The sequence below is a fragment of the Pseudomonas fragi genome, assembly GCF_002269505.1.
GTDB classification, from domain to species: Bacteria; Pseudomonadota; Gammaproteobacteria; order Pseudomonadales; family Pseudomonadaceae; genus Aquipseudomonas; species Aquipseudomonas fragi_D.
Genome location: NZ_NQKQ01000016.1, coordinates 102,283 through 113,413, shown reverse-complemented (window position 1 = coordinate 113,413; position 11,131 = coordinate 102,283). Strand labels below are relative to the sequence as shown.

Genomic DNA, 11,131 nt, shown 5'->3' with positions numbered 1-11,131 from the left:
CTCCTGACCATGATTAATACCTGTAAACGATGTACCCGGTCTTAAACGTAAACGATGTACCCGGTTTCTACCCACCCCAACCCTCTCCCGGAGGGAGAGGGGGCTTGATTGGGGGGTATTTCAGAATCTCAGCAGTCTGATGGTCCCGAGCTGAATCGCGCATCAACTCGGTCAGTCCCCTCTCCCTTTGGGAGAGGGCCAGGGTGAGGGGGCTTTGTAGGCAGCCCTACATCTCGACCTGCGTCCCCAGCTCAATCACCCGGTTAACCGGCAGCTTGAAGAAGCGCAAGTTACTGTTGGCGTTCTTGAGCATGAAGGCGAACAAACCTTCGCGCCAGCGCGCCATACCCACAAGCTTGGAAGCAATGACCGTCTCCCGGCTAAGGAAGTAAGTGGTGCGCATCGGGCTGAAATCCAGCTCATCGAGATGGCACAACTTCAACGCCTCAGGCACATCCGGCTCATCCATAAAACCGAAGTGCAGGATCACCCGGAAGAACCCGTCACCATAGGCGTCCACCTCGAACCGTCGCGATGCGGGCACTCGGGGCGAGTCTTCGTTGACCACCGTCAGCAATACCACCTGCTCGTGCAGTACCTGGTTGTGCAACAGGTTGTGCAGCAGCGCATGGGGCACGGCATCCGGGCGCGCGGTCAGAAACACCGCCGTCCCCTTCACCCGATGCGGCGGCTGAACCCGGATGCTGCTGATAAACAGCGGCAGCGGCAGCGCATTTTCGTCAAGGCGATCCACCAGCAACTGCTTGCCGCGCCGCCAGGTGGTCATCAGGACAAACAGCACTATCCCCGCCAGCACCGGAAATGCCCCGCCCTGGAAGATTTTCGGCACGTTGGCAATAAAGAACAGCCCATCCACCAACAAAAAGCCGATCAAGACAGGCACGGCCAGAACCGGCGGCCATTTCCACAGCAGCAACATCACTGCCGACACCAGAATACTGGTAATCAGCATGGTCCCGGTCACCGCCACCCCATAGGCCGAAGCCAGGGCACCCGAGGACTCAAAGCCCAGCACCAGCAAAATGACCCCGACCATCAGCGACCAGTTCACCGCACCGATATAGATTTGCCCCTGCTCGGCGCTGGACGTGTGCTGGATATGCATGCGCGGGATATAACCCAGCTGAATTGCCTGATGGGTCAGGGAGAAGGCCCCGGAAATCACCGCCTGGGAGGCAATCACCGTCGCCAGCGTAGCCAGTCCGACCAAAGGAATCAGCGCCCAGGCCGGTGCCAGCAGGTAGAACGGGTTGCGCGCCGCCTCCGGGTTTTCCAGCAACAAGGCGCCCTGGCCGAAGTAGTTGAGCACCAGCGCCGGCAACACCAGAATGAACCAGGCCCTGGCAATCGGCTTGCGGCCAAAGTGGCCCATGTCGGCATACAGCGCCTCGGCACCGGTCAGCGCCAGCACCACGGCACCCAAAATGGCCACGCCCATGCCCGGGTGAGAAACAAAGAAACGCACGCCCCATAGCGGGTTCAGCGCATTAAGCACTTCAGGGTGCTGCACGATGCCGTGGATCCCCAGCCCGCCCAACACCACAAACCACACCACCATCACCGGCCCGAACAGCTTGCCGATACTCGCCGTGCCATGGCGCTGAATCAGAAACAGCAGCACCAACACAATCAAGGCCAGCGGCACAACCCAGTGCTCCAGGCCGTCGAATGCCAGCTCAAGCCCTTCTACGGCCGAAAGCACCGAGATCGCCGGGGTAATCATGCTGTCGCCGTAAAACAGCGCAGCACCGATCAACCCCAGGATCACCAGCACCGAACGTAATCTCGGATAAGGCGACGCCGCCCGCCTGGCCAGTGCGGTCAGGGCCATGATGCCGCCCTCGCCTTCGTTATCGGCGCGCAGGATGAACAACACGTATTTGATCGAGACCACCCAGATCAGCGACCACAGGATCAGCGCCAAAATACCGAAGACACCGTCATGGTTGACCTGCACGCCATACCCGCCGGAAAACACCTCTTTAAGGGTGTACAGCGGGCTGGTACCGATATCGCCATACACCACACCGACCGCTGCAACCAGCATCCCGATAGGCTTGACCTTCGAGTGACCGTCTTCTGCCGCCTGACTACTTGCCTGCCCCATCAACCACTCCTACGACCCTCGGCCGCGATTCTTAATGGCTTGCACTACGTTTGATCAGCAGCATGCGCTGATTTTCCGAATCAGATCCACGAAATTCGGGTGATTAAAAACCCTGTTTTCGCGACGGCGCGCAGCATAGCGCAGCACTCGTCGCAAATCCCCGTATAACGCTGGTCAAGTGCGTTGACCATAGCTAAAATTGCGCACTTTTTTTGATCAGAGGCGCAATAAGCGCCCGTTCGTCGTGCAGCCTTTACGGGCATGTAACGTCACTACATACCGAGGTTCGCCATGTCCACCATTACCCCCAAGTCAGCCAACCCAAAGGTTGGCTTTGTTTCCCTGGGTTGTCCAAAAGCGCTGGTTGACTCCGAGCGCATCCTTACGCAACTGCGTATGGAAGGCTATGACGTCGTCTCTACCTATCAGGACGCCGACGTCGTGGTGGTCAACACCTGCGGCTTTATCGACAGCGCCAAGGCTGAATCCCTGGAAGTGATCGGCGAAGCCATCAAGGAAAACGGCAAGGTCATCGTGACCGGCTGCATGGGCGTCGAAGAAGGCAATATCCGCAACGTACACCCGAGCGTACTGGCCGTGACCGGCCCGCAGCAGTACGAGCAGGTCGTCAACGCCGTGCACCAGGTGGTGCCGCCGCGTCAGGATCACAACCCGCTGATCGACCTGGTGCCGCCACAGGGCATCAAGCTGACACCACGTCACTACGCCTACCTGAAGATTTCCGAAGGCTGCAACCACAGCTGCAGCTTCTGCATCATCCCGTCGATGCGCGGCAAGCTGGTCAGCCGCCCGGTGGGTGACGTGCTCGACGAAGCCCAGCGACTGGTCAAGGCCGGCGTGAAAGAGCTGCTGGTTATTTCCCAGGACACCAGCGCCTACGGCGTTGACGTCAAATACCGCACCGGCTTCTGGAACGGCGCGCCGGTCAAGACGCGCATGACCGAGCTGTGTGAAGCCTTGAGCTCGCTGGGCGTTTGGGTGCGCCTGCACTACGTTTACCCGTACCCGCACGTTGACGAGCTGATCCCGTTGATGGCCGCCGGCAAAATTCTGCCGTACCTGGACATCCCGTTCCAGCACGCCAGCCCGAAAGTGCTCAAGGCCATGAAACGCCCTGCGTTTGAAGACAAGACCCTGGCCCGGATCAAGAACTGGCGTGAAATCTGTCCGGAACTGATCATCCGTTCGACCTTTATCGTCGGCTTCCCGGGTGAAACCGAAGAAGACTTCCAGTACCTGCTCGACTGGCTGACCGAAGCCCAGCTGGATCGTGTTGGCTGCTTCCAGTACTCGCCCGTAGAAGGCGCACCGGCCAACCTGCTGGACGCGGCCATCGTGCCGGACGACGTCAAGCAGGATCGCTGGGACCGCTTCATGGCCCACCAGCAGGCCATCAGCGCTGCCCGCCTGCAGATGAAAATCGGCAAGGAAATCGAAGTTCTGATCGACGAAGTCGACGAGCAAGGCGCAGTTGGCCGTTGCTTCTTCGACGCCCCGGAAATCGACGGTAACGTATTTATCGCTACCGAAAAAGATATCAAGCCGGGTGACAAGATCATGTGCCGCGTCACCGACGCCGACGAGTATGACCTGTGGGCTGAAGTGATCTAAATCGCTCCCCCCCTCAAAAAGCCCTGTCGCTCTGGCGCCAGGGCTTTTTTTACGGCTATCGTTAACCCATTGCCCTCCACACCGGTGTCAGGAGACACGCTCGATGCAACAGCAATGGGTCGTTCATACGCCACGCCTTACGGACTTCACCGAACTAACCGACGTATGGGAAGCATCTGTTCGCGCCACCCATGACTTTTTACCTGACAGCTATATTCAACTGCTACGCGGCCTGGTTAAAGACCAGTATCTGGACGCCGTAATGCTGATCTGCTGCAAGGACCCGGTCAGCAAACGCATTACCGGCTTTGCCGGGGTCGCCGCCGGCAAAGTTGAGATGCTGTTTGTTCACCCGGATTACCGGGGGCAAGGCATCGGCAAGTGTCTGTTGATGTTCGCCATCAATGAACTGAATGCCGAACGCCTCGACGTCAATGAACAAAACCCGCAAGCCATCGGCTTTTACCTCAAACAGCACTTTGAGGTGGTCGGGCGCTGCGAAAAAGACGGCATGGGCCAGCCCTATCCCCTTCTGCACCTGCGGTATAAACGCCCAGCACGTGCATAAGGCAAATGTTGCCGGGCTTAACCGGCGCCAGGCGGGTACAATAGCCGCCCAATTCCTTTACGGCCCCTGTCATGTCTGAACCGATACGTCTCTCCAAACGCCTCATCGAACTCGTCGGCTGCTCCCGCCGTGAGGCCGAACTGTTCATTGAAGGTGGCTGGGTCACGGTAGATGGCGAAGTCATCGACGAGCCACAGTTCAAGGTCGACAACCAGAAAGTCGAGCTGGACCCTGAAGCCAAGGCCACCGCGCCCGAGCCCGTGACCATTTTGCTCAACGCCCCGGCGGGCCTGGATACCGACAGCGCCATGGCGTTGATCGGCCCGGACACCCTGAGCGAAGAGCACCGCTTCGGCAAACGCCCGCTCAAGGGCCATTTCCTGCGCCTGAGCGTAGGCAACGAGCTGCAAGCCAACGCCAGCGGCCTGCTGGTGTTTACCCAGGACTGGAAGATCGTGCGCAAGCTGACTGCCGATGCCAGCAAGATCGAGCAGGAATACGTGGTCGAGGTCTCTGGCGAAATGGCCCCCCACGGTCTGAACCGCCTCAACCACGGCATGACCTACAAGGGTCGCGAGCTGCCTGCGGTCAAGGCCAGCTGGCAGAGTGAAAACCGACTGCGCTTTGCGATGAAAAATCCGCAACCAGGGGTGATAGCCCTGTTCTGCCAGGCGGTAGGCCTGACCGTTATTTCCATGCGCCGGATTCGCATCGGCGGCGTGTCGATGGGCAAGTTGCCTGTTGGCCAGTGGCGCTACATGAGCGCCAAAGAAAAGTTCTAACTACAGCCCCACCCGAACATTTCGACACCGCAGCAATGCCTGCGGTGCTCACTGCTGAATATCAGGATTACCCATATGATTCATAACGACGTACTGCGCAGCGTGCGCTACATGCTCGACATCAGCGACAACAAGGTTGTCGAAATCATCAAGCTTGGTGGCCTGGAAGTTTCCAAGGAAGACGTACTGACCTACCTGAAGAAAGACGAGGAAGAAGGTTTTGTACGTTGCCCGGACGAGGTGATGGCGCATTTTCTCGATGGCCTGGTGATCTTCAAGCGCGGCAAGGACGAAAGCCGTGCACCGATGCCTGTCGAGCTGCCGGTGACCAACAACATCATCCTGAAAAAACTGCGTGTGGCCTTCGAACTGAAAGAAGACGACATGCATGCCATTCTCAAGGCTGCAGGCTTCCCGGTGTCCAAACCCGAGTTGAGCGCCCTGTTCCGCAAATTCGGCCACACCAACTACCGCACCTGTGGCGACCAGTTGCTGCGCAATTTCCTCAAAGGCCTGACCCTGCGCGTTCGCGACTGATCACACAAGCGCTGTTGTAGTCGCTGCCGCAGGCTGCGATAAGATCTGAAGATCTTCAAGTCCTTAACTATCAAGGGCCGCTGTCGCAGCCCATCGCAGCCTGCGGCAGCGACTACAAGGTTTGCAAGCCATGACCTACACAGTCTCCCCTATCGGTTTTGTGCGCTCCTGCTTCAAGGAGAAATTCGCCATCCCCCGTCAGCCGCAACTGGCTCCGGCCGCCCGTGGCGTGCTGGAGCTGGTCGCGCCGTTCGATCAGGGCGATGCGGTGCAAGGCCTGGAGCAGGTCAGCCATGTCTGGCTGCTGTTTGTGTTCCATCAGGCACTGGAAGACAAGCCCCGCCTCAAGGTGCGCCCGCCGCGCCTGGGCGGCAACAAGTCGATGGGCGTGTTTGCCACCCGCGCCACCCATCGCCCGAACGGTATCGGCCAGTCAGTAGTCAAGCTGGACAAGGTAGAGGCCGATCGCCTGTGGATTTCCGGTATCGACCTGCTCGATGGCACGCCGATTCTCGATATCAAGCCCTATGTGCCCTACGCCGATATCATCAGTGATGCCAGCAATGGCATGGCCAGCGCCGCACCGGTATTGATCCCCGTGCAATGGGCCGACAGCGCCCTGCAACAGGCGCACAGGGAAGCCCTGCGCCTTCAGGAGCCGCTGGTGGAGCTGATCGAGCAATGCCTGGCGCAAGATCCACGCCCTGCTTACCAGACGCCCACAGCCGAACGGGAATACGGCGCGCAGTTCTGGGATCTGGACGTACGCTGGCATTACCCTGAGCCTGGTTTGATCCGTGTGCTTGAGGTGATTACCGCCGCCTGAGCAGCAATCGCCAGACAGCAAAAAGCCCACAGTGCCTCAGGCAATGTGGGCTTTTTTGCGCTTCGCTTACTTCTCGACGAAAGCACGCTCGATCAGGTAATCACCCGGCTCACGCATGCGTGGCGAAACTTTCAGGCCGAAGCTGTTAAGCACTTCGCTGGTCTCGTCGAGCATGCTCGGGCTGCCGCACAACATGGCACGGTCGTCCTGCGGGTTGATCGGTGGCAGACCGATGTCGCTGAACAGCTTGCCGCTGCGCATCAGATCGGTCAGGCGGCCTTCGTTCTCGAATGGCTCGCGGGTAACGGTCGGGTAGTAAATCAGCTTTTCACGTAGCGCTTCGCCAAAGAACTCGTTCTGTGGCAGGTGCTCGGTGATGAATTCGCGGTAGGCGACTTCATTGACGTAACGCACGCCGTGGCACAGGATCACTTTTTCGAAGCGCTCGTAGGTTTCCGGATCCTGGATGATGCTCATAAATGGCGCCAAACCGGTACCGGTGCTGAGCAGGTACAGATGCTTGCCCGGCTTCAAGTCGTCCAGCACCAGCGTACCCGTAGGTTTTTTGCTGATGATGATCTCGTCGCCTTCCTTCAGGTGCTGCAACTGGGAGGTCAGCGGGCCGTCTGGCACCTTGATGCTGAAGAACTCCAGATGCTCTTCCCAGTTCGGGCTGGCAATCGAGTAGGCACGCATAAGCGGACGGCCGTTGGGTTGTTGCAGGCCGATCATCACGAACTGACCGTTCTCGAAGCGCAGGCCCGGATCACGGGTGCACTTGAAGCTGAACAGGGTGTCGTTCCAGTGATGAACACTGAGGACACGTTCGTGGTTCATGTTGCTCATGTACGGGGCTCCTAAATTCGCCTGCGCTGACTATGGGCGCGATTGCACAGCATTCTAATGGCGGCGACAATATCTGTTAACTGAATTATCAAGATAAGGGTTATCGGTTATATCGATATGCGATTTACTCTCAGACAACTCCAGGTTTTCGTCGCCGTCGCCCAACAAGAAAGCGTGTCTCGCGCTGCCGGCTTGTTGGCCCTTTCACAATCTGCTGCCAGTACCTCGATCACCGAACTGGAGCGCCAAACCAGCTGCCAACTGTTCGATCGTGCCGGCAAGCGCCTGAGCCTCAATGCACTGGGCAGGCAACTGTTGCCCCAGGCCGTCGCGCTGCTGGATCAAGCCAAGGAAATCGAAGACCTGCTCAACGGCAAGTCCGGCTTTGGCTCATTGACCGTAGGCGCGACGCTGACCATCGGTAACTATCTGGCGACCCTGCTGATCGGCAGTTTTATGCAGGCGCACCCGGAAAGTCAGGTCAAGCTGGTGGTTCAGAACACGGCTCATATCGTGCAACAAGTCGCCCACTACGAAATTGATCTGGGTCTGATCGAAGGCGATTGCGCTCACCCCGATATCGAGGTGCAGAGCTGGGTCGAAGATGAACTGGTGGTGTTCTGCGCCCCTCAGCATCCGCTGGCGGCGCGTGGCCATGCCACGCTGGAAGAGCTGACCCGTGAAGCCTGGATCCTGCGTGAACAGGGCTCCGGCACTCGCCTGACTTTCGATCAGGCTATGCGCCATCACCAGACCGCACTGAATATTCGTCTGGAACTGGAACACACCGAAGCGATCAAGCGCGCGGTTGAATCAGGTCTGGGGATTGGCTGCATCTCACGTCTGGCATTACGCGACGCTTTCAGGCGCGGTAGCCTGGTGGCCGTGGAAACCCCAGAGCTGGATCTGGCCCGGCAGTTTTACTTTATCTGGCACAAAAAGAAGTACCAGACCTCCGCCATGCGCGAGTTTCTGGAAATGTGCCGCGCGTTCACCGCAGGGGTTCAGCGCAGCGACGAGATCGTCTTGCCCACTATCGCTTAAAGCAGGATTACAGCCCACACCACGGCAATCATGGTCAGCACCACAAACTGGGCGGCGCTGCCCATGTCCTTGGCGTTTTTCGACAATGGGTGCAGATCCAGGGAGATGCGGTCAACGACCGCTTCAATGGCCGAGTTCAACAACTCGACAATCAGGGCCAGCAGGCACACCGCGATCAGTAGCGCGCGCTCTACGCGGGTGACATTGAGGAAGAAACTCAGCGGGATAAGGATCACGTTGAGCAGCACCAACTGCCGAAAAGCCGCCTCGCCCGTAAAGGCTGCGCGCAAACCGTCCAGCGAGTAACCGCCAGCATTCAAAATCCGTTTAAAACCGGTTTTACCCTTGAAAGGCGACATAGATAGGCAACTGCGCAAAAAATGAGAGGGGAACGCTAGTTCACGCTTCGTCAAAAAAGCGTGAAGATTCGCAGGTTAATGACTCGAAATTGATTCAAGTTGCTGCAAGAGTAGCGCGGCCTGGGTGCGCGTGCGAACCCCTAACTTGCGGAAAATTGCCGTAACGTGAGCCTTGATCGTTGCTTCGGAAACGCTCAGCTCATAGGCAATCTGTTTATTCAGCAGGCCTTCACAGACCATGGTCAGCACCCGGAACTGCTGGGGCGTCAGGCTGGCCAGGCCTTCGCTGGCCGCTTTGGCCTCAGCCGAGACCTGAACATCCTCAAACGCCTGGGGCGGCCATGACACATCCCCATCCAGTACGGCACGCACGGCCTTCTGAATCTCTTCCAGCGAACTGGATTTGGGGATAAAGCCGCTGGCGCCAAACTCGCGGGAGCGCACCATGATTGAGGCTTCTTCCTGGGCTGAGACCATCACTACCGGAATCTGCGGGTATTGACCACGCAGCAACACCAGTCCGGAGAAACCGTAAGCACCAGGCATGTTCAAATCGAGCAGTACCAGATCCCAATCAGCCTTTACTGCCAGCTGTGCTTCAAGCTCGGCAATACTGGCGACCTCTACCAGGCGAACATCAGAGCCCAGACCCAGGCTCACGGCCTGGTGCAGGGCACTGCGAAACAGTGGATGGTCGTCGGCAATCAGGATTTCGTATGTGGCCATTGTTTAAATGATCCCGTTTTTCAGGCAAGCACTGATCAATTCCAGCACTCGCTAAGGCAACTCGAGCAAAAGCTCAAAGACTGTGCGTCAAAGGGCGCGATTTACGCGAAACGTCGGCAAATATAGGTGTTTTAGCAGCAGCTGTAGCCGAATCGGCGCCAAGCATGCCCAGCGAAGCAAGGGTGGTCAAGTTGAAAACCTGACGCCTGGGTCCACCTGCCAGCTATCACAGCGCCATCATGCAGAAAACAGCAACGCAGCTCGCTTACATCTGTCCGAAAATTGTAGCGCTACTTCTTTAGTCTATTGAGCCCGATTCTGGGGAAGGTCTTTTACAAAAACGCCCAGTTCCTGGTGCGCCACGCTGGCTTCATTCATGGGCAACTGATTTTTAGCGTCCAGATAATGCTGGCTGAACACGTCGAAATAAGCATCCAGCGCCGTTGAAGCCTCGGTATCACCGGCCAGCTCAAGACACAGGCTGGCCACTTCCGCAGTGCACAGATGCTCACTGCGGGTGGAGCGACGCAAGCGGTAGCGAGAGAGTCGCTCAGGCAGCAGGCTTAAAATAGGCAAGGCATCGAAGTATGGGCTTTTGCGAAAGATCTTGCGGGCCTCGGTCCAGGTTGCATCCAGCAGGATAAACAACGGGCGCTTGCTGCTGTCCAGGTCCACCGTGTGCGTTACCCGCTCAGGGGCAACGTACTCGCCGGGAAACACCAGATAAGGCTGCCATTGCGGGTCGGCAAGCAGGGCCAACAAGGCTTCGTCGGTTTCGGTGCGTGACCAGATAAAGGCAAAGTTGTCGCTCACCACATCAGCAATCAGCCATCCGGTGTTGCTGGGCTTGAATACTTCCTTTTTCGTCATGACCAGGCACACGCCCGAACGCGCATCGACCCGGGGCCGCCAGTTGCACAGGCAGTGGCTTTCGATCACACGGCAGGTATGGCAACGCGGAGCTCGTGAGCCACGGGCCAGGTAGGGCTTGGTGCTCTCCTCTTCACGCTCGTCTCGTAAACGGGCTACAGCATTAGGGGAAAAGGTCGTCAAGGTCATGGGTTTTTACTTAAAGGCGCCAAGCGTCCATTCGCCAGAATTGGCGCAGGAACGGATTCACAATGGGTAGGCAACCAGTTTACCAGAGGCGAGAATCCATGACCTTTGGCATTTCCTGTGTGGCTATGCTGACCTATACTCCCGCGCCACTGAACGCACTCATAGCCAGCTTGTCCAAGCCTGCGTCACTGAAATCAGGAGAGATTCATGCTGCGCCATATCATTCCGACCGTTGCCCTGCTGCTTGCATTGCCTCTGGCAGCACAAGCCGCCTCTCTCAAGGATTTTGAGCTGAACAAAACCCTGCTCAAGGTTGCTGAAAAAAGCAATGAAGGCAAACCGCGAGCAATCAATGCGGACCTTCTGGATAAAGGTTTCACGGTAGACGGCACTGTTCTGATCAACAACCTGGAAGCCAGCCCCACACTGGCAGCCCAGATGCGCTCCAACCCTGAAGAAACCGTGCCGCAACTGGGGCGTAGCGTGTGCAGTAACGCTGGTTTCCGTACCCTGATGGCTCAAGGTGCAACGTTGCGCTACAGCTTTCGCGAGTACAAGACCAACAGCCCGGTCCTGATCCAGGATTTCCGCGCTGAAAACTGCCAGCGCAAAAAGTAACTCCCT

General features: G+C 57.8%; 12 protein-coding genes. 7 read left to right on the top strand and 5 right to left on the bottom strand.

The window, feature by feature from the left end; genetic code table 11:
* Positions 1-226: 226 nt before the first annotated feature.
* On the bottom strand, positions 227-2,128 hold the full coding sequence (locus CJU81_RS15350) for a potassium transporter Kup (RefSeq protein ID WP_095037328.1): 1,902 nt from the start codon (positions 2,126-2,128) through the stop codon (positions 227-229).
* 291 nt (positions 2,129-2,419) lie between these two features.
* Here CJU81_RS15350 and rimO point away from each other — a divergent pair, with 291 nt between their 5' ends.
* From rimO to tsaA, 5 genes are all read left to right on the top strand, one after another.
* Positions 2,420-3,760 (top strand): 30S ribosomal protein S12 methylthiotransferase RimO, encoded by a 1,341-nt coding sequence (gene rimO / locus CJU81_RS15340; protein WP_095037326.1) that lies wholly within the window; start codon positions 2,420-2,422, stop codon positions 3,758-3,760.
* 103 nt (positions 3,761-3,863) lie between these two features.
* Complete coding sequence (locus CJU81_RS15335) at positions 3,864-4,328, top strand: GNAT family N-acetyltransferase (protein ID WP_095037325.1); 465 nt, start codon at positions 3,864-3,866, stop codon at positions 4,326-4,328.
* 71 nt (positions 4,329-4,399) lie between these two features.
* Positions 4,400-5,110 (top strand): rRNA pseudouridine synthase, encoded by a 711-nt coding sequence (locus tag CJU81_RS15330; protein ID WP_095003026.1) that lies wholly within the window; start codon positions 4,400-4,402, stop codon positions 5,108-5,110.
* A gap of 75 nt (positions 5,111-5,185) precedes the next feature.
* Entirely contained in the window at positions 5,186-5,647 is a 462-nt protein-coding gene (locus CJU81_RS15325; RefSeq protein ID WP_095029103.1) for a DUF1456 family protein, read from the top strand.
* A 130-nt stretch (positions 5,648-5,777) separates the two neighbouring features.
* A complete protein-coding gene (tsaA, locus tag CJU81_RS15320; RefSeq protein WP_095037324.1) occupies positions 5,778-6,473 on the top strand; it encodes a tRNA (N6-threonylcarbamoyladenosine(37)-N6)-methyltransferase TrmO in 696 nt (231 codons plus the stop codon).
* A gap of 66 nt (positions 6,474-6,539) precedes the next feature.
* Here the strand turns inward: tsaA and fpr are convergent, their stop codons facing one another.
* Positions 6,540-7,319, bottom strand: a complete 780-nt coding sequence (gene fpr, locus CJU81_RS15315) for a ferredoxin-NADP reductase (protein ID WP_016779776.1) — start codon at positions 7,317-7,319, stop codon at positions 6,540-6,542.
* Positions 7,320-7,436: 117 nt separating this feature from the next.
* On the opposite strand from fpr, the gene CJU81_RS15310 reads away from it, so the two are divergent.
* Positions 7,437-8,363: a LysR family transcriptional regulator gene (locus CJU81_RS15310; RefSeq protein WP_095037323.1), complete on the top strand. Its 927-nt coding sequence runs from the start codon at positions 7,437-7,439 to the stop codon at positions 8,361-8,363.
* Here CJU81_RS15310 and CJU81_RS15305 read toward each other — a convergent pair.
* From CJU81_RS15305 to CJU81_RS15295, 3 genes are all read right to left on the bottom strand, one after another.
* Complete coding sequence (locus CJU81_RS15305; RefSeq protein WP_095037322.1) at positions 8,360-8,722, bottom strand: diacylglycerol kinase; 363 nt, start codon at positions 8,720-8,722, stop codon at positions 8,360-8,362. The two genes, CJU81_RS15310 and CJU81_RS15305, sit on opposite strands and share 4 nt — an antisense overlap.
* Positions 8,723-8,797: 75 nt before the next feature.
* Positions 8,798-9,448 carry a response regulator transcription factor ErdR gene (gene erdR, locus CJU81_RS15300; protein ID WP_095029107.1) on the bottom strand — a complete coding sequence of 217 codons (651 nt, stop codon included), beginning with the start codon at positions 9,446-9,448 and terminating at the stop codon, positions 8,798-8,800.
* Between the two features lie 303 nt (positions 9,449-9,751).
* Positions 9,752-10,507 (bottom strand): tRNA-uridine aminocarboxypropyltransferase, encoded by a 756-nt coding sequence (locus CJU81_RS15295; RefSeq protein ID WP_095037321.1) that lies wholly within the window; start codon positions 10,505-10,507, stop codon positions 9,752-9,754.
* A 207-nt stretch (positions 10,508-10,714) separates the two neighbouring features.
* Here CJU81_RS15295 and CJU81_RS15290 point away from each other — a divergent pair, with 207 nt between their 5' ends.
* Entirely contained in the window at positions 10,715-11,125 is a 411-nt protein-coding gene (locus CJU81_RS15290; RefSeq protein WP_095029109.1) for a PA3611 family quorum-sensing-regulated virulence factor, read from the top strand.
* The last annotated feature ends 6 nt before the right edge of the window (positions 11,126-11,131 follow it).

What these genes read in the sequence shown, in the direction of transcription:
- tsaA (WP_095037324.1), top strand. Translation starts at nt 5,778, where the DNA reads ATGACCTACACAGTCTCCCCTATCGGTTTTGTGCGCTCCTGCTTCAAG.
- CJU81_RS15335 (WP_095037325.1), top strand. Translation starts at nt 3,864, where the DNA reads ATGCAACAGCAATGGGTCGTTCATACGCCACGCCTTACGGACTTCACC.
- CJU81_RS15295 (WP_095037321.1), bottom strand. Translation starts at nt 10,507, where the DNA reads ATGACCTTGACGACCTTTTCCCCTAATGCTGTAGCCCGTTTACGAGAC.
- CJU81_RS15350 (WP_095037328.1), bottom strand. Translation starts at nt 2,128, where the DNA reads ATGGGGCAGGCAAGTAGTCAGGCGGCAGAAGACGGTCACTCGAAGGTC.
- CJU81_RS15290 (WP_095029109.1), top strand. Translation starts at nt 10,715, where the DNA reads ATGCTGCGCCATATCATTCCGACCGTTGCCCTGCTGCTTGCATTGCCT.
- CJU81_RS15310 (WP_095037323.1), top strand. Translation starts at nt 7,437, where the DNA reads ATGCGATTTACTCTCAGACAACTCCAGGTTTTCGTCGCCGTCGCCCAA.
- CJU81_RS15325 (WP_095029103.1), top strand. Translation starts at nt 5,186, where the DNA reads ATGATTCATAACGACGTACTGCGCAGCGTGCGCTACATGCTCGACATC.
- fpr (WP_016779776.1), bottom strand. Translation starts at nt 7,319, where the DNA reads ATGAGCAACATGAACCACGAACGTGTCCTCAGTGTTCATCACTGGAAC.
- erdR (WP_095029107.1), bottom strand. Translation starts at nt 9,448, where the DNA reads ATGGCCACATACGAAATCCTGATTGCCGACGACCATCCACTGTTTCGC.
- rimO (WP_095037326.1), top strand. Translation starts at nt 2,420, where the DNA reads ATGTCCACCATTACCCCCAAGTCAGCCAACCCAAAGGTTGGCTTTGTT.
- CJU81_RS15305 (WP_095037322.1), bottom strand. Translation starts at nt 8,722, where the DNA reads ATGTCGCCTTTCAAGGGTAAAACCGGTTTTAAACGGATTTTGAATGCT.
- CJU81_RS15330 (WP_095003026.1), top strand. Translation starts at nt 4,400, where the DNA reads ATGTCTGAACCGATACGTCTCTCCAAACGCCTCATCGAACTCGTCGGC.